14 protein-coding genes are annotated in these 17873 nt (G+C 71.0%); 6 read left to right on the top strand and 8 right to left on the bottom strand.

All coding sequences use genetic code 11. The features are described from left to right. Nucleotides 1-2 precede the first annotated feature (2 nt). The 7 genes from ACFLFB_RS09890 to ACFLFB_RS09860 all read right to left on the bottom strand — a co-directional run bounded on the left by ACFLFB_RS09890 (nt 3) and on the right by ACFLFB_RS09860 (nt 7957). Nucleotides 3-1208 carry a phosphoglycerate kinase gene (locus ACFLFB_RS09890; protein WP_392542003.1) on the bottom strand — a complete coding sequence of 402 codons (1206 nt, stop codon included), beginning with the start codon at nt 1206-1208 and terminating at the stop codon, nt 3-5. Nucleotides 1209-1231: 23 nt separating this feature from the next. After that, nucleotides 1232-2236, bottom strand: a complete 1005-nt coding sequence (gap, locus tag ACFLFB_RS09885; protein WP_392542002.1) for a type I glyceraldehyde-3-phosphate dehydrogenase — start codon at nt 2234-2236, stop codon at nt 1232-1234. A gap of 179 nt (nt 2237-2415) precedes the next feature. Then, a complete protein-coding gene (gene whiA, locus ACFLFB_RS09880; protein WP_392545409.1) occupies nt 2416-3396 on the bottom strand; it encodes a DNA-binding protein WhiA in 981 nt (326 codons plus the stop codon). 20 nt (nt 3397-3416) lie between these two features. Next, nucleotides 3417-4373: a uridine diphosphate-N-acetylglucosamine-binding protein YvcK gene (gene yvcK / locus ACFLFB_RS09875; protein ID WP_392542001.1), complete on the bottom strand. Its 957-nt coding sequence runs from the start codon at nt 4371-4373 to the stop codon at nt 3417-3419. Next, a complete protein-coding gene (gene rapZ, locus ACFLFB_RS09870) occupies nt 4370-5332 on the bottom strand; it encodes an RNase adapter RapZ (protein ID WP_392542000.1) in 963 nt (320 codons plus the stop codon). The genes yvcK and rapZ overlap by 4 nt, the downstream gene beginning before the upstream one ends. After that, a complete protein-coding gene (gene uvrC / locus ACFLFB_RS09865; protein WP_392541999.1) occupies nt 5271-7316 on the bottom strand; it encodes an excinuclease ABC subunit UvrC in 2046 nt (681 codons plus the stop codon). The genes rapZ and uvrC overlap by 62 nt, the downstream gene beginning before the upstream one ends. A gap of 107 nt (nt 7317-7423) precedes the next feature. Further along, nucleotides 7424-7957: a Rieske (2Fe-2S) protein gene (locus ACFLFB_RS09860; RefSeq protein WP_392541998.1), complete on the bottom strand. Its 534-nt coding sequence runs from the start codon at nt 7955-7957 to the stop codon at nt 7424-7426. 269 nt (nt 7958-8226) lie between these two features. Here ACFLFB_RS09860 and ACFLFB_RS09855 point away from each other — a divergent pair, with 269 nt between their 5' ends. From ACFLFB_RS09855 to ACFLFB_RS09835, 5 genes are all read left to right on the top strand, one after another. Beyond that, on the top strand, nt 8227-9453 hold the full coding sequence (locus tag ACFLFB_RS09855) for a branched-chain amino acid ABC transporter substrate-binding protein (protein WP_392541997.1): 1227 nt from the start codon (nt 8227-8229) through the stop codon (nt 9451-9453). A gap of 292 nt (nt 9454-9745) precedes the next feature. Beyond that, a complete protein-coding gene (locus tag ACFLFB_RS09850; protein WP_392541996.1) occupies nt 9746-10693 on the top strand; it encodes a branched-chain amino acid ABC transporter permease in 948 nt (315 codons plus the stop codon). Continuing rightward, the gene (locus tag ACFLFB_RS09845; protein ID WP_392541995.1) at nt 10690-12369 is read left to right on the top strand and encodes a branched-chain amino acid ABC transporter permease; all 1680 of its coding nucleotides are present in this window, start codon (nt 10690-10692) and stop codon (nt 12367-12369) included. The genes ACFLFB_RS09850 and ACFLFB_RS09845 overlap by 4 nt, the downstream gene beginning before the upstream one ends. Then, nucleotides 12366-13190, top strand: coding sequence for an ABC transporter ATP-binding protein (locus ACFLFB_RS09840; RefSeq protein ID WP_392541994.1), 825 nt, complete (start codon nt 12366-12368; stop codon nt 13188-13190). Before ACFLFB_RS09845 ends, ACFLFB_RS09840 begins: the two co-directional genes overlap by 4 nt. Continuing rightward, nucleotides 13187-13900, top strand: coding sequence for an ABC transporter ATP-binding protein (locus ACFLFB_RS09835; RefSeq protein WP_392541993.1), 714 nt, complete (start codon nt 13187-13189; stop codon nt 13898-13900). The genes ACFLFB_RS09840 and ACFLFB_RS09835 overlap by 4 nt, the downstream gene beginning before the upstream one ends. 99 nt (nt 13901-13999) lie before the next feature. Here the strand turns inward: ACFLFB_RS09835 and uvrA are convergent, their stop codons facing one another. After that, nucleotides 14000-17116: an excinuclease ABC subunit UvrA gene (gene uvrA, locus ACFLFB_RS09830; RefSeq protein WP_392541992.1), complete on the bottom strand. Its 3117-nt coding sequence runs from the start codon at nt 17114-17116 to the stop codon at nt 14000-14002. Nucleotides 17117-17176: 60 nt separating this feature from the next. Between uvrA and ACFLFB_RS09825 the strand changes: the two genes are divergently transcribed. After that, the gene (locus tag ACFLFB_RS09825; RefSeq protein WP_392541991.1) at nt 17177-17872 is read left to right on the top strand and encodes a maleylpyruvate isomerase family mycothiol-dependent enzyme; all 696 of its coding nucleotides are present in this window, start codon (nt 17177-17179) and stop codon (nt 17870-17872) included. Nucleotide 17873 lies beyond the last annotated feature (1 nt).

Here is a 17873-nt window from a genome sequence, read left to right as displayed (position 1 = left end):
GGTCAGTGCTCCTTCGTGAGGATCGCGATACCGGGGAGCTCCTTGCCCTCGAGGTACTCGAGGGAAGCACCCCCACCGGTGGAGATGTGGCCGAACTGGTCGTCCTCGAAGCCGAGCTGGCGCACGGCGGCGGCGGAGTCGCCACCACCGACGACGGTAAGAGCACCGTCGGCCGTGACGTCGACGAGTGCCTGCGCGACGCGCAGCGTGCCGGCCGCGAACGGCGCCATCTCGAACGCGCCCATCGGGCCGTTCCAGAAGACCGTGCGGGTGTCGGCCAGCTTCTGCGCGTAGAGCTCGGCGGAGCGCGGGCCGATGTCCAGGCCGATGGCGTCGGCGGGGATGGCGTCGGCGTCGACGGTGTCGACCTGCGTGTCGGCCGAGAAGTCCTTGCCGACGACGACGTCGACGGGCAGGACGATCTCGACGCCGTTCTCCTGCGCCGCGGCGAGGTAGCCCTTGCAGGCCTCCACGCTGTCGGGGTCGAACAGGCTCCTGCCGATCTCGTGGCCCTGGGCCGCGAGGAAGGTGAAGACCATGCCGCCGCCGATGAGCAGGCGGTCGGCGGTCTTCATCAGGTTGTCGATGACGGCGAGCTTGTCGGCGACCTTGGCGCCGCCGAGGACGACCGCGTACGGCCGCTCGGGGTCGACGGTGAGCCGCTTGAGGACGTCGACCTCGGTGGCGACGAGGCCGCCCATCGCCGACGGCAGCCGGGTGGCGACGTCGTAGACCGAGGCCTGCTTGCGGTGCACGACCCCGAAGCCGTCGGAGACGAACGCGTCGGCCAGGCCCGCGAGGGCGTCGGCGAATGCGGCGCGGTCCTTGTCGGTCTTGGCCGTCTCTCCGGCGTTGAACCGGAGGTTCTCGAGGAGGACGACGTCGCCGTCCTCGAGGGCCGCGACGGCCGCCTGCGCGCTCTCCCCCACCGTGTCGGTGGCGAAGGCCACCGGACGGCCGAGGAGCTCGGCGAGCCGGTCGACGACCGGGCGCAGCGAGTACTTCTCCTCGGGCGCGCCCTTGGGCCGCCCGAGGTGGGCGCACACGATGACGCGTGCGCCCGCCTCGGACAGCTGCGCGATGGTCGGGACCGAGGCCCGGATCCGGCCGTCGTCGGTGATCGTCGTGCCGTCGAGGGGCACGTTGAGGTCGGACCGGACGAGGACGCGCTTGCCGCGCAGGTCGCCCAGCGTGGCGATGTCACCCATGGTGGCGATCGGTCCCGTCCCGCTCAGAGGCTCGCGCCGACGAGGGCGGTGAGGTCGATGAGGCGGTTGGAGTAGCCCCACTCGTTGTCGTACCAGCCGACGACCTTCACCTGGTTGTCGATGACCTTGGTCAGGCCGGCGTCGAAGATGCAGGAGTGCGGGTCGGTGACGATGTCCGAGCTGACGATCGGGTCCTCGGTGTACTTGAGGAAGCCCTTGAGCGGGCCCTCGGCGGCAGCCTTGAGGATCGCGTTGACCTCGGCGACCGAGGTCTCGCGGCCGGCCTCGAAGGTGAGGTCGGTGGCCGAGCCGGTGGGGACCGGGACGCGCAGGGCGTAGCCGTCGAGCTTGCCCTTGAGGTCGGGGAGGACCAGGCCGATGGCCTTGGCCGCACCGGTGCTCGTGGGGATGATGTTGAGGGCGGCGGCGCGGGCGCGGCGCAGGTCCTTGTGCGGGCCGTCGAGCAGGTTCTGGTCCTGCGTGTAGGCGTGGATGGTCGTCATCAGGCCCTTGACGATGGTGAGCTCGTCGTGGAGCGGCTTGGCCATCGGCGCGAGGCAGTTCGTCGTGCACGAGGCGTTGGAGATGACGTGGTGCTTCTCGGCGTCGTAGGTGTCGTGGTTGACACCCATGACGAAGGTGGCGTCCTCGTTGGAGGCGGGGGCCGAGATGATGACCTTCTTGGCGCCGCCGTCGATGTGGGCGTGCGCCTTCTGGCCGTCGGTGAAGATGCCGGTCGACTCGATGACGATGTCAGCGCCGGCGTCGCCCCAGGCGATGGCCGCGGGGTCGCGCTCGGCGAAGACCTTGATGGTCTGGCCGCCGACGGTGATGGAGTCCTCGGTGGCGCTGACGTCGTCCTGGAGGACGCCGAGCACGGAGTCGTACTTGAGGAGGTGGGCGATGCTCTTGTTGTCCATCAGGTCGTTGGCGGCGACGATCTCGATGTCGGCACCGGAGGCCTGGACGGCCCGGAAGAAGTTGCGGCCGATCCGGCCGAAGCCGTTGATCCCTACGCGAACGGTCACGGGGGTGCTGCCTTCCACTCAAACGGAAGCCACGGGGGTCGTGGCACGGGGTTCGCCGTCAACCCTAGACCCCCGCCGTGTGACCGGGGACACCGTCCGGGGTACGGGCGAGTAACCGCTTACGCACGCCCGGCTGAGCACGACGGCGCCCCTCGCGGGGCGCCGGCGTGACCCGCTCGTCAGGTGTCGAGCATGTCCGGGGTGAGGACGGCCTCGGTGTTGGGGATGCCCTCGTCGGAGGCCCGCTTGTCGGCCATCGCGAGGAGGCGGCGGATGCGTCCGGCGACGGCGTCCTTCGTCATCGGCGGGTCGGCCAGCTGGCCGAGCTCCTCGAGGCTGGCCTGCTTGTGCTCCAGCCGCAGGCTGCCGGCCTCGCGCAGGTGGTCGGGGATCTCCTCGCCGAGGATCTCCATCGCGCGCTCGACGCGGGCCCCCGCCGCCACGGCCGCGCGGGCCGAGCGGCGCAGGTTGGCGTCGTCGAAGTTGGCGAGCCGGTTGGCGGTGGCGCGGACCTCGCGGCGGATGCGCCGCTCCTCCCACGCGAGCACGGCGTCGTGCGCGCCCAGCCGGGTGAGCATGGCGCCGATGGCGTCGCCGTCGCGGATGACGACGCGGTCGACGCCGCGGACCTCCCGGGCCTTGGCCGAGATGCCGAGCCGGCGAGCCGCACCGACGAGGGCCAGGGCGGCCTCCGGGCCGGGGCACGTGACCTCCAGGGCGCTGCTGCGGCCGGGCTCGGTGAGGGACCCGTGCGCGAGGAAGGCCCCGCGCCAGGCGGCCTCCGCGTCGCACACCGAGCCGCTCACGACCTTGGGCGGCAGCCCGCGCACGGGTCGGCCGCGGCTGTCGATGAGCCCGGTCTGCCGGGCCAGCGCCTCGCCGTCCTGGACCACGCGCACGACGTACCTGCTGCCCTTGCGCAGCCCACCCGCCGCGAGCACGAGGACCTCCGGGGTGTGGCCGTAGACCTCGGCGAGCTCGCGTCGCAGCCGTCGCGCCGCGTTCGCGGTGTCGAGCTCGGCCTCGACGACGATGCGCCCCCCGATGATGTGCAGCCCCCCGGCGAACCTCAGTGTCGCGGCCACCTCGGCCTTGCGACAGCAGGGCTTCGTCACGGCGAACCTGCTCAGCTCGTCCTTCACCTTCGCCGTCATCGCCATGCCGGTCATCCTGCCACGCGTCATCGGCGCCCTCCTGCGGTGGTGACGACGTCCCGCAGCGCGGCCGCGAAGCGGAGCGGGTCGTGCTCTCCGGGGCGGTCCCGGTGCGAGACAGGGGTGACGAGCAGCGTGGCACCCAGCCGGGCGCAGTGCTCGGAGAGCGTGGAGGCGTCGTCGACGACGGCGGGGTCGGCGAGCACGACGTCGAGCCGCAGGCGCGGGGCGAGGTCGGCGAAGGTCTCCAGGTGCCGTTCGGCGCTGAAGCCGGCGGTCTCCCCCGTGCCCGGGTCGAGGTTGAGGACGAGCATCCGCTTGGCGCGGGTGACCTCCAGGGCCTCGCGGACCTCCGGGACGAGCAGGTGCGTCATCACCGAGGTGAACCACGACCCCGGCCCGAGGACGACCCAGTCGGCGCTGCGGATGGCCGCGACCGACTCCGGGTAGGCGGGCGGGTCGGCGGGGACGAGCCGCACGGCCTCGACGGTGCCGGGGGTGACGGCGACCTGGGCCTGGCCCTGGACGAGCCGCACGGCCGTGGGGTCGTCGGGGTCGAGCCCGCTGACGTCGGCCTCGATGGCGAGGGGCACCGCGGCCATCGGCAGGACCCGGCCCTGGGCGCCGAGGAGGCGGCCGACGAGGTCGAGCCCGGCGACGGGGTCGTCGTGCAGCTCCCAGAGGGCGACGATGAGCAGGTTGCCCAGGGCGTGGCCGCCGAGCGGGCCGTCGCCGGCGAAGCGGTGCTGGAGGACGTCGCGCCACGTGTGTCCCCACTCGCTCTCGCCGCAGAGGGCGGCCAGCGCCATCCGGAGGTCACCGGGCGGCAGGACGCCGAACTCGTCGCGCAGCCGGCCGCTGGAGCCGCCGTCGTCGGCGACGGTGACGATGGCGGTGAGCTCGTCGGTGACGTAGCGCAGCGCGCCGAGGGTGGCCGCCAGTCCGTGTCCCCCGCCGAGTGCCGCGACGACCGGCCCGGTCACTCGCGCCCCAGGTCGCGGTGGACGACGAAGGTGGCGACGCGGTCGGTGGTGAGGCGTGCGGCGAGGGCCTGCGTCATCGCGACGGAGCGGTGCTTGCCGCCGGTGCAGCCGATGGCGACCGTCGCGTAGCGCCGCCCCTCGCTCAGGTAGCCGTTGACGACGGGCTCGAGCATGGCGACGACCCGGTCGAGGAAGTCGGTGGCGCCCTCCTGGCCCATGACCCAGTCGGCCACGGGCTGGTCGGCACCGGTGAGGGCCTTGAGCTCGGGCACCCAGAACGGGTTGGGCAGCCAGCGCATGTCGAGGACGAAGTCGGCGTCGAGCGGCACGCCGTACTTGAAGCCGAACGACATCAGGGCCAGCCGGACGCTGGGGCCGCCCTCGACGCCGAGGAGCGGCGCGAGCTTGCGCCCGAGCTGGTGGACGTTGAGGCCGGAGGTGTCGATGACGACCTGGGCCTCGGCCCGCAGGTCACGCAGCATCTCGCGCTCGGCCTGGATGCCGTCGAGGAGGCGTCCGTCGCCCTGGAGGGGGTGCGGGCGCCGGACGCTCTCGAAGCGGCGCACGAGGGCCTCGTCGGTGGCGTCGAGGAAGATCAGGTGCGGGTGCCAGCCGGCCTCGCGCAGGGCCGCGAGCCCGAGGCGCAGCTCGGAGCGGAAGGCGCGGGCGCGCACGTCGACCACCGCGGCGATGCGCAGCTCGGTGACCCCCGAGTCGCGGACCTGGCTCGCGAGCTCGGCCATGGGTGAGAGCAGCTGCGGGGGGAGGTTGTCGACGACGTACCAGCCGCGGTCCTCGATGACGTTGGCGGCGGTGGAGCGGCCGGCGCCGCTCAGCCCGGTGACGATGACGAAGTCGGTGTTGCTCGGCACCGGTGGCGGGGTGTCAGGCGTGGGCTCACCGTCCCCCGGTGCGGCCGTCGTCCCCGGCTCCTCGGTCGTCCCGGGCTCCGTCGACACCTGGTGCTCCTTCGTCGTCGTCGATGACCTCACCGGTGGCGAGGTTGACCGCGGGCATGGCGTCGGCGGTCGGGGCCAACTCTGCCGCAACCACGGCTGCCAGCGCAGGGCCGATACCGGGGACGTCGGCGAGCTCCTCGAGGGAGGCCGCACGGATCTTCTTCACCGACCCGAACCGCTTGAGCAGCGCCTTGCGCCGCTTCTCCCCCAGCCCCGGGATGCCGTCGAGCTGGCTGGTCGTCATCGCCTTGGAGCGGCGCTGTCGGTGGAAGGTGATGGCGAAGCGGTGGGCCTCGTCGCGCAGCCGCTGCAGGAGGTAGAGGCCCTCGCTGGTACGAGGCAGGACCACGGGGTGCTCCACGCCGGGCAGCCACACCTCCTCCAGGCGCTTGGCCAGACCGACGACGGTGACGTCGACGACGCCCACGTCCTCGAGCGCGCGGGCGGCGGCGTTGACCTGGGGCAGGCCGCCGTCGACGACGACGAGGTTGGGGCGGTAGGCGAACCGTGCGGGGCGCGCCCCCTCCTCCGGGGTGACGGGGCCGTCGTCGAGGACGTGCCGCTCGCTCTCGCGGACCTCGGCCTCCTCCTTCTGCCCGCGCCGGAAGCGGCGGGTGAGGACCTCGTGCATCGCGGCGGTGTCGTCGGTGGCGCCGGTCTCGTCGCCGCGCACGATGAAGCGCCGGTACTCGGACTTGCGGGGCAGGCCGTCCTCGAAGACGACCATCGACCCGACGACCTGGGTGCCCTGGACGTGGCTGATGTCGAAGCACTCGACGCGCAGCGGGGCCTCGTCGAGGTCGAGGAACTCCTGGAGCTGCTGGAGGGCCTGGCTGCGCGTGGTGAGGTCGCCGGCCCGGGTGACCTTGTGGCGGGCCAGGCTCTGGCTCGCGTTGCGGGCGACCGTCTCCATCAGGGTGCGCTTGTCGCCGCGCTGCGGGACGCGCAGGTCGACCCGGCTGCCGCGCAGCCCGCTGAGCCACTCGCCGAGGGCCGGTGCGTCGTCGGGGAGGACGGGGACGAGCACCTCGCGCGGGACGCCCTCGCCGGACTCGCCGCCGTAGACCTGCTGGAGCAGGTGCTCGACGACCTCCGGGGTGGTCTCGGCGTCGCGCTCGGCGACCCAGCCGCGCTGGCCGCGCACCCGGCCGCCCCGGACGTGGAAGAGCTGGAACGCGACCTCGAGCTCGTCCTCGGCGAGGGCGAAGACGTCGGCGTCGGTGGCGTCGGGGAGGACGACGGCGGACTTCTCCAGGACGCGCTCGAGGGCACCGATGTCGTCGCGCAGGCGGGCGGCGCGCTCGAAGTCGAGCTCGGCCGCGGCCTGCTTCATCTCGCCCGTGAGGCGCCCGACGAAGCGGCCGGTCTCGCCCGCCATGAAGTCGCAGAAGTCCTCGGCGATCTGGCGGTGGGTCTGCTCGTCGACCCGGCCGACGCAGGGGGCGCTGCACTTGTCGATGTAGCCGAGGAGGCACGGGCGGCCGACCTGGCCCGCGCGCTTGAAGACGCCGCTGGAGCAGGTGCGCACGGGGAAGACCCGGAGGGCGAGGTCGAGGGTCTCGCGGATGGCCCAGGCGTGGGCGTAGGGACCGAAGTAGCGGGTGCCCTTGCGCTTCGCGCCGCGCATCACCTGGGCTCGCGGATACTCCTCACCCAGGGTGACGGCGAGGTACGGATAGGACTTGTCGTCGCGGTAGCGGACGTTGAAGCGCGGGTCGAACTCCTTGATCCACGCGTACTCGAGCTGGAGGGCCTCGACCTCGGTGGAGACCACGGTCCACTCGACGCTGGCGCCGGTGCGCACCATCGTGGCCGTGCGGTGGTGCAGCGCGCTGACGTCCTGGAAGTACGAGGACAGCCGCTGGCGCAGGCTCTTGGCCTTGCCGACGTAGATGACGCGCCCGTCCTTGTCGCGGAAGCGGTACACGCCGGGCTCGGTCGGGATCTCCCCCGGCCGAGGGCGGTACGTCGACGGGTCGGCCACGTCGTCAACCCTACGACCGCCACCCGACACCCCCTCCTGCTGCCCTCGTGGGGAGCCGCGTCAGGGCCCCCACCCCGAGGCGGCTCCCCACGAGGAGACAGCGGGGGTCAGGTGATCTTGAGGCCGTCGGCGCCGACGGTGACGGTCTTGGGGTCGAGGCCCTTGGTGGCCGGACCCTGCTTGACGTCACCGGTCGTGGCGTCGAACTGGCTGCCGTGGCACGGGCAGGTGATGGTGTTGTCCTTCACGCTGGCCACGGTGCAGCCCTGGTGCGGGCAGGTCGCGGAGAACGCCTTGAAGTCGCCCGCGGTCGGCTGGGTGACGACGACCTTGAGGTCCTCGAACACCTTGCCGCCGCCGACGGGGATGGTCGCCGCCTGGATGGCCTCCCCCGCCACCGACGCCGCGGCGGACGACGCCGCCGACGCCGCAGAGGAGGCGACCCCCTTGGCCGCGTCCTCGGCCGCCCCGCAGGCGGTCAGGCCCGCGGTCCCCACCACCGCGGCACCGGCCACGACGAACGACTGCCGGCGCGAGACGCAGCCGCAGGCGTGCCCCGAGGTGGCCTGCTCGACGGTGCCGTCGTCGACCGCCGGGACGGTCGTGGCGGGGGTCTGGTGGGTCCGCTGCTGGCTGCTCATCGCAGTCCTCCTGGGTCGTCGGTGGCGGTCGGGCGCCGTGCGTCCCGGCAGTATCGCCGGGAAATCCGTGAGCGAGTGGTCCACGACCATCGTTCCCGAGACGGCCGATTCCACAGCCGATCCACAGGTCACCGTGAGGTAACAACTCGGCCGCACTCTGGGCGAGGTGCTGGGCGACCCCCGTGGCCTGTGGTTACAGTGCGCTTGCTCGCCACCAACGCGGGCACGAGCACACCTGCTCACACCCACAGCACATCTCAGGAGGAAACGTGCCTCAGCGTTCCGTGGTCGCCGCTGGCGCCTCGCTGCTCGTCGCCTCGCTGGCCCTGTCCGCGTGCGGTACGCGCGGCGGCAGCGACGGCGATGCCACTGGCGGAGCCAGTGAGAACAAGGTCGCCAAGATCGGCGTCATCGCGCCCCTCTCCGGCGACCTCGCCGCCCTCGGCAAGGGCATCGAGCACTCGGTCGACCTGGCCATCAAGCAGGCCAACGAGTCCAAGGCCATCCCGGGCTGGACCCTCGAGCTCGCGGCCGAGGACGACCAGGCCACCCCCGACGTCGGCAAGAACGCCGCGACGAAGCTCGCGTCCGACAAGGACGTCGTCGGCGTCGTCGGCACGCTCAACTCCAGCGTCGCCCAGAGCGTCCAGCCGGTCCTCGCGGCCGCCAACATCACCCAGGTCTCGCCGGCCAACACCAACCCGGCGCTGACCCAGGGCGCGGACTTCCTCACCGCCCCCAAGCGGACCTACCCCACGTACTTCCGCACCTGCACCACCGACTCGATCCAGGGCCCCTTCGCGGCGCGCTACCTGTTCGAGAAGGCGAACATCAAGGAGGTCGCGACGGTCCACGACAAGAAGACCTACGGTCAGGGCCTCGTCGACGCCTTCAGCAAGGAGTACACGAAGCTCGGTGGCAAGATCGTCGCCGCCGAGACCATCAACCCCGACGACGACAAGTACGACGCCGTCATCTCCAAGATCAAGCCCTCGAACCCGAAGGCCGTGTACTACGGCGGCGAGTTCCCCCAGGCTGGTCCGTTCTCCCAGCAGATGAAGGCCGCCGGCCTCAACGTCCCGCTCATGGGCGGCGACGGCATCTTCTCGGGTGAGTACGTCAAGCTCGCCGGCGCCACCGCCGACGGTGACCTCTCCACCTCGGTCGGCGCCCCGACCGACACCCTCGAGTCGGCCAAGTCGTTCATCACGGCCTACGAGGGTGCGAAGTACGCCGAGCCGTACGAGGCCTACGGTGCCTACGCGTACGACGCGGCCAACGCCATCATCAACGCGCTCAAGGTGTCCCTCAAGGACGCCGCCTCCGCCGACGCCGCCCGCCAGGGCACCGTCGCGGCGATGAGCTCGGTCGCGTTCGACGGCGTCACCGGCAAGGTGGCCTTCGACGAGTACGGCGACACGACCTCCCGCGTCCTCACCGTCTACGGTGTCAAGGGCGGCAAGTGGGAGGCCGTGAGCACGGAGGAGTTCAAGTAAACCCTGCGTGACGGCCCAGCCGTGATGTGACCTGACGGCGGGGGTGGACCCCTTGGGACCACCCCCGCCGTCGTCCGTCCTCACGCAGCCGATGCCGTTCTGCGGCACCGCAGCACCCGTCGTCCGACCCTGACCGGGCTGTCCCCCCGGTCACCGTGGAGGACGGCGGCCCGACGCCGCCGTCGGGGCCGAGAGCCGGTTCTCGCAGGCCGCCACCCGCGTGGTGGGAGACATCACTCCCCCTGCACCACTACGCTCCCCCCAGCCTGTTCACGACACCTAGGAGATCGTGGTGGACCAATTCGCCCAGCAGCTCATCAACGGGCTGACCCTGGGATCGCTCTACGCCCTGATCGCCGTCGGTTACACCGTCGTCTACGGCATCGTCCAGCTGATCAACTTCGCCCACGGCGAGATCTTCATGATCGGCGCGTTCGGTGCCCTGTCGACCTGGCTCCTCTTCTTCGAGGGCGAGACCGCGGTCTGGACGTTGCCGATCATGCTCATCGGGGCCATCGCCGCCTCGGTCGGGACGGCGGTCCTCATGGAGCGCATCGCCTACCGGCCCCTGCGCAACGCGCCCCGCCTCGCCCCCCTCATCACCGCCATCGGCATCTCGGTGTTCCTCCAGGAGCTCGTGCGGCTGTTCTACGGCCGGGTCCCCTTCGCGGACTTCCCGGACGCGAAGCAGCGGGTGCCCTTCCCGCAGATCCAGGTCGTCACCGGTCCGGCGTTCAACGTCGGCGGCGTCACGATCCAGCGCTCGGCGCTGTTCACGATCGGCGCGCTCATCATGTGCGCCGCGGGCCTGTGGTACTTCGTCAACCGCACGAAGACCGGCCGCGGCATGCAGGCCGTCTCGCAGGACCCCGACACCGCCCGACTCATGGGCATCAACGTCGACCGGATCATCGTCGTGGCGTTCGCCGTCGGCGCCACGCTCGCGGCGATCGCCGGGGTGGCGCAGGGACTGCAGGTCACGAACATCAACTTCAAGATGGGCTTCCTCGCGGGCCTCAAGGCGTTCACCGCCGCGGTCCTCGGCGGCATCGGCAACGTCTGGGGTGCCGTCGTCGGCGGTCTCACCCTCGGCATCGTCGAGTCGATGGCGGTCCAGTTCATCCCGGGCACCTTCGGTGGCTCCCCGTGGAAGGACGTCTGGGCGTTCGCCCTCCTCATCCTGGTCCTGGTCTTCCGACCGCAGGGCCTCCTCGGCGCGAAGGTGGTGGACCGGGCATGAGCAAGTTCGCCCTCCCGGACGAGGTCCGGGCCAAGCACGGCGCCAAGGCGCCGATCCTCGCCATCGCCGGTGGCGTGCTCCTCGTCGTCAGCGGCCTGCTGTCGTGGAGCTACGACGACCGCATCCTCGACGACATCTCGGTGCGGTTCTTCCCGCTCGGCATCCAGATCTTCGCGATGTTCCTCGGCGTCACCGCCGTGGTCCTCGGGGTGCTCCTGCTCCGCCGCCCGGCCTGGCTCAGCCCGGCCCGCGGGCTGCGCGTCATGGGCGTCACCTCGGTGATCTTCGCGCTGTGGGTGCTCGGCTCGATCGCCTACCTCGCCGACGGCCTGGTCAACGCCAACGAGGGCGTCTACGTCGCGCTCGTCGGTGCCGTCCTCATGGCGGCGGCCGGGTTCGTCTCCCCCGAGGTCGAGCTCGACGTGCGAAAGTGGCCCCGCCTGAGCAACGTCGTCGAGATCCTCATCATCGTCGTCATCATGGCCGTGGTCCTCTTCACGACGGCCTACACCCTCGGCATCGAGGACGGCGTGGTCTTCGCGGCCTTCCTCATCGCCCTCATCGGCGTCGCCGGTGGCCTCCTCGGCTCCGGGTTCGGCGGCTACCTCGGCTTCGTCGGCGGCAACAACCGCCGGGTGCTGCTGCTCGCCGCCTTCGTCGTCGCGTTCCTCTTCCCGTTCACCCAGGACGGCTCCGACGCGAACATGTCGATCGCCACGCAGATCCTCATCTTCGCGGCCACCGCCCTCGGCCTGAACATCGTCGTCGGCCTCGCCGGCCTGCTCGACCTCGGCTACATCGCGTTCCTCGGAACCGGCGCCTACACCGGGGCGATGCTGTCCACGTCGGCGTTCGCCACGATCGGCTGGAAGCCGCCGTTCTTCGTCGTCATGCTCATCGGCATGGGGGTTGCGGCCACGGCCGGCCTCATCATCGGCACCCCGACGCTGCGCGTGTCCGGCGACTACCTCGCCATCGTCACCCTCGGCTTCGGTGAGATCTTCCGCCTGGCGATGTTCAACCTCGACGGCAACAACGGGCCCAAGTTGACCAACGGCCCGAACGGCATCCCGGCCATCCCGGACCTGAACTTCTTCGGGTACGACTTCGGCCAGGTGCACACGCTCATGGGGATCCCGTTGGGGCGCTTCAGCAACTACTACTTCCTGCTGCTGCTCCTCATCGCCTTCGTCATCCTCATCTTCGTCCGCCTCAACGACAGCCGCATCGGCCGTGGCTGGGTCGCGATCCGTGAGGACGAGCGCGCGGCGGAGGCCATGGGCGTCAACGTCTTCGGCCTCAAGCTCCTCGCGTTCGCCGTGGGCGCCTCGCTCGCCGGCCTCGCCGGCACGATCAAGGCGCACCAGGACACCTCGGTCAGTCCCGACCAGTACATCTTCCTCGAGTCGGCGTTCCTCCTCGCGGCGGTCGTCCTCGGCGGCATGGGCACCGTCCTCGGTGTCCTCGTCGGCGCGACGATCCTCAAGCTCCTCCCCGAGAAGCTGCGCGAGGTCAACGACTACCGGCTCCTCGTGTTCGGCCTCCTGCTCGTCGTCATGATGCGGTTCCGTCCGGAGGGCCTCATCGCCTCCAAGCGGCGCCAGCTGGAGTTCCACGAGGACGACGAAGAGCTCAGCGAGATCGTCCAGTCCCAGCACCTGCAGGAGGCGAAGTGACCGTCACCGAGACCGACACCGCGGAGCACCAGGTCGGCGAGAAGGTCGTCCTCGAGGCCTCGGGCGTCACGATGCGCTTCGGCGGCCTCACCGCCGTCGACGACGTGTCGATGAAGGTGCACGAGGGCGAGATCGTCGGCCTGATCGGCCCCAACGGCGCCGGAAAGACGACGTTCTTCAACTGCCTCACGGGGATGTACATCCCCACCGAGGGGCGGGTGACCCTCCACGGCGAGACGCTGCCGCCGAAGCCGCTCAAGGTCGTGCAGGCCGGCATGGCCCGCACGTTCCAGAACATCCGGCTCTTCGGCAACATGACCGCCCTGGAGAACGTCATGGTCGGGCGGTACTGCCGCACCTCCTCGATGGCGCTCACCTCCATCCTGCGCGGGCCGAAGTTCAAGCGCGAGGAGGCGGCCACCCGCCTGCGCGCGCAGGAGCTGCTCGACTACGTGGGGCTGGGCAAGTCCACCGAGATCCTCGCCCGCAACCTCCCCTACGGTGACCAGCGTCGGCTCGAGATCGCCCGCGCGCTGGCCACCGACCCGCAGCTCCTGCTCCTCGACGAACCCACCGCGGGGATGAACCCCAAGGAGACCGAGGACACGATGCACCTGATCAAGAAGATCAGGGCGAGCGGTCTGGCCGTCGTCGTCATCGAGCACGACATGCGGTTCATCTTCAACCTGTGTGACCGGGTGCTGTGCCTCGTGCGAGGGTCCCTCCTCGTGGAGGGCACCCCCGGTGAGGTGCAGTCCGACCACCGGGTCATCGAGGCCTACATCGGTGGCGACGACGCGGACGAGGAGGAGGACGCGTGAGCGCGATGCTGGAGGTCAAGGACCTCGAGGTCTCCTACGGCAAGATCAAGGCCGTCAAGGGGATCAGCTTCGACGTCAACGAGGGTGAGGTCGTCACGCTGATCGGCACCAACGGTGCCGGCAAGACGACGACGCTGCGGACCATCTCCGGTCTGCTGCGCCCCAACTCGGGGTCGATCACGTTCCTGGGCAAGGACCTCACCTCGGTCGCGGCCCACGACATCGTCACCCTCGGGCTGGCCCACTCCCCCGAGGGGCGCCGGATCTTCCCGCGCCTCACGGTCGAGGACAACCTCAACCTCGGGGCGTTCGCCCGCAAGGACAAGGGGATCGCCGGCGACCTCGAGGCCGCCTTCGACCTCTTCCCGATCCTTCGGGAGCGGCGGTCGCAGCCGGCGGGAACGTTCTCCGGTGGTGAGCAGCAGATGCTCGCCATGGGCCGGGCGATGATGAGCCGCCCCAAGCTGCTCATGCTCGACGAGCCGTCGATGGGCCTGTCCCCGCTCATGATGAAGAAGATCATGACCACGGTGACGACCCTGCAGCAGCAGGGCACGACGATCCTCCTCGTCGAGCAGAACGCCCAGGCGGCGCTCAAGCGCGCGACGAAGGGCTACGTCCTCGAGGTCGGCAAGATCGTGCTCGCGGGCAGCGGCAAGGAGCTCCTCGCCAGCGACGACGTCCGCAAGGCGTACCTCGGCGAAGACTGAGGCCGGGTCCCACGCTCTGCGTGGGCAGACTGACGCACCTCGCACCGACGACAGGGCCGGGCTGACCACGTGGTCAGCCCGGCCCTTCGTCGTGCGTGGTCAGGAGGCGGCGCGGCGCGACGTCGACTTCCGGGCTGCGGCCTTCGTGGCGGTTGCCTTCGTCGCCGTTGCCTTCGTCGCGGTCGCCTTCTTCGCCGGGGCCTTCCTGGCCGGGGTGCGCGCCATGGTGGCCGCGCCCTCTGCCGCCGTCGTCCTGGCCGCGGAGGCCGGTGCGGCCTTCTTCCGTGGAGACGCCGGCTTGCGGTCGGCCGTGCGCGCGGTGCGCGCGAGGATCGGTGCGAGGAACCGCCCGGTGTGCGAGTGCTCCATCGCCGCGACGGCCTCGGGCGTGCCCTCGGCGATGACGCGACCACCGCCGCTGCCGCCCTCGGGTCCGAGGTCGACGACCCAGTCGGCGCTCTTGATGACGTCGAGGTTGTGCTCGATGACGATGACGGTGTTGCCCTTGTCGACCAGGCCCTGGAGCACCTTGAGCAGCTTGCGGATGTCCTCGAAGTGCAGGCCCGTGGTGGGCTCGTCGAGGACGTAGATGGTGCGGCCCGTGCTGCGCTTCTGCAGCTCGGAGGCGAGCTTGACGCGCTGCGCCTCACCACCGGAGAGGGTGGGCGCCGGCTGGCCGAGCCGCACGTAGCCCAGGCCGACCTCGTTGAGCGTCTTCATGTGCCGGGAGATGGCGGGCACGGCGGCGAAGAAGTCGGCGGCCTCCTCGATCGGCATGTCGAGGACGTCGGCGACGGTCTTACCCTTGAAGTGCACCTCGAGCGTCTCGCGGTTGTACCGCGCACCGTGGCAGACCTCGCACGGGACGTAGACGTCGGGAAGGAAGTTCATCTCGATCTTGATGGTGCCGTCGCCCGAGCAGGCCTCGCAGCGGCCGCCCTTGACGTTGAACGAGAACCGGCCCGGCTGGTAGCCGCGCACCTTCGCCTCGCTCGTGGTGGCGAACAGCTTGCGCACGTGGTCGAAGACGCCGGTGTACGTGGCCGCGTTGCTGCGCGGGGTGCGCCCGATGGGGCTCTGGTCGACGTGGACGACCTTGTCGAGGTGCTCGAGCCCGGTGACCGTCTTGTGCCGCCCGGGGACGTGGCGCGCGCCGTTGAGCTTGTTCGCGAGGACGTTGTAGAGGATGTCGTTGACGAGCGTGGACTTGCCCGACCCGGACACCCCCGTGACGGCGACGAGGTTGCCGAGCGGGAAGGACACCGAGACCTTGTCGAGGTTGTTCTCGTTGGCCCCGACGACGGTGACCTGGCGGCCCTTCTCCTGCGGGCGCCGCACCTCGGGCACGGTGATCTCGCGCCGGCCGGACAGGTACTTGCCGGTGAGCGAGTCGGGGTGGTCGAGCAGGCCCTGCACGGTGCCGGAGTGGACGACCTGGCCGCCGTGCTCCCCCGCGCCGGGGCCGATGTCGACGACCCAGTCGGCGGTGGCGATGGTGTCCTCGTCGTGCTCGACGACGATGAGCGTGTTGCCGAGGTCGCGCAGCCGGGTGAGCGTCTCGATGAGCCGGTGGTTGTCGCGCTGGTGCAGCCCGATGCTCGGCTCGTCGAGGACGTAGAGGACGCCGACGAGGCCCGACCCGATCTGCGTCGCGAGCCGGATGCGCTGCGCCTCACCGCCGCTCAGCGTGCCCGCGGGGCGCGAGAGGCTGAGGTAGTCGAGGCCGACGTCGAGGAGGAACCCGAGGCGGGCGTTGATCTCCTTGATGACCCGCGCCGCGATCTGCTGCTCGCGCTCGGTGAAGTCGACGGTGTCGAGGAAGTGCGCGGCCTCCCCGATGGCGAGCCGGCTGACGTCGGCGATGGAGTGGCCACCGATGGTCACCGAGAGGGACTCGGGCTTGAGGCGGGCGCCCTGGCAGACGGGGCACGGCACCTCGCGCATGTACCCCTCGTACCGCTCACGGCTCCACTCGGAGTCGGTCTCGCCGTGGCGGCGCTTGACGAACGGGACGGCGCCCTCGAACCCGGTGGAGTACGACCGCTCGCGGCCGAACCGGTTCTTGTAGCGGACGTGCACCTTGTGGTTCTTGCCGTGCAGGAGGGCGTCGCGGGCCCGCTGCGGCAGCGCGCGCCACGGCACGTCCATCGAGAACTTCAGGTCGTCGGCGAGGGCCGCCATGACCCGCTGGAAGTAGTCGGCGGCGCCGGAGGCCGTGGCCCACGGCGCGATGGCGCCCTCGGCGAGGGTGAGGTCGTCGTCGGGGACGATGAGCTCGGGGTCGACCTCGAGCTCGGTGCCGATGCCGGTGCACTCGGGGCAGGCCCCGAACGGGCTGTTGAACGAGAACGAGCGCGGCTCGATCTCGTCCATCGAGAGGGGGTGGTCGTTGGGGCAGGCCATCTTCTCGGAGAAGCGCCGCTCGCGGTCGGGGTGGCCCTCCTCGAGGTCGACGAACTCGACGACGAGGACGCCGCCGGCCAGCCCGAGGGCCGTCTCGACGGAGTCGGTGAGCCGCTGCTTGGCCGTGGAGTCGGCACCCTTGGCGACGAGGCGGTCGACGACGACGTCGATGGAGTGCTTGACCTGCTTCTCGAGCTTCGGCGGGTCGGTGAGGGTGACCACGGCGCCGTCGACTCGGGCGCGGGCGAAGCCCTTGGACTGCAGCTCGGCGAAGAGGTCGACGTACTCGCCCTTGCGGGCCCGCACGACCGGCGCGAGCACCTGGAAGCGGGTCTTCTCGGGGAGCTCGAGCAGCCGGTCGACGATCTGCTGCGGGGTCTGGCGGCCGACGGGCTCACCGCAGACCGGGCAGTGCGGGCGCCCGGCGCGTGCGAAGAGCAGGCGCAGGTAGTCGTAGACCTCGGTGATGGTGCCGACGGTGGACCGCGGGTTGCGGTTGGTCGACTTCTGGTCGATGGAGACGGCCGGCGACAGCCCCTCGATGAAGTCGACGTCGGGCTTGTCCATCTGCCCGAGGAACTGCCGGGCGTAGGCGGACAGCGACTCGACATAGCGCCGCTGGCCCTCGGCGAAGATCGTGTCGAAGGCCAGGCTGGACTTGCCCGAACCGCTCAGACCGGTGAAGACGACGAGGGCATCGCGGGGGATCTCGATGCTGATGTCCTTGAGGTTGTGCTCGCGGGCACCACGGACGACGAGGTGGTCATGACTCACGGTCGACAGCCTAGGTGGGCCCACCGACAGACCTCTCATCGCGGGACGGGCCGACCACCCCACGGCCCCCGGACCGGGCCCGGCGGTAGCGTCGGACCCATGGACCCGCACTCCCCCGACCTCCTCCCCCTGGTCGCCGCGCACACCGACCGGCTGCTCGCCACCGCCCGCTCCCTCGAGGACCCCACCCGGCCGTCGCTGTGCGAGGGCTGGACGCAGGGGCACGTGCTCAGCCACGTGGCACGCAACGCCGACGGGCTGGGCCGGATGACGCGCGGCATCGTCGACGGCCCGCGGGAGACCATGTACGACAGCCGCGAGAAGCGCAACGCCGACATCGACGACGGCGCCCGTCGGTCGGTCGCCGACCTCGCCGACGACGTCGAGACCTCCGCTGCCGCCCTGGCCGCCGAGCTTCCCCGCCTGGGTGCCGAGCACGCCGACCAGCCCCTCGAGCGCACCCCGGGCGACATCCGCGGCACGGCCGCCGACATCACGATGATGCGCCTGCGCGAGATCACCTGGCACCACGTCGACCTCGACGCCGGGTTCGGCTTCGCCGACCTCGAGCCCGAGCTGCAGCGCCTCTTCCTCGAGGAGGAGGTGGTGCGGCTGCGCGGTGAGGCCGACGCGCCCGACGTCACGTTGCGCACCACGGAGGGCGACGAGTGGTCGGTGGGGGTCGGCTCGACCGAGGTCCGGGGCACGCGCGCCGCCCTCCTCGGCTGGCTGGCCCGCGGCCTCACCGAGGGCGTGGCGGCCGACCAGCTCCCGACCCTGCCCGCAGGACGGTGAG

It is taken from the genome of Oryzobacter telluris, from assembly GCF_043099285.1.
Lineage (GTDB): Bacteria > Actinomycetota > Actinomycetes > Actinomycetales > Dermatophilaceae > Oryzobacter > Oryzobacter telluris.
Note: the sequence above shows the minus strand (reverse complement) of the source record. Positions and strands in the feature narration are given on the sequence as shown.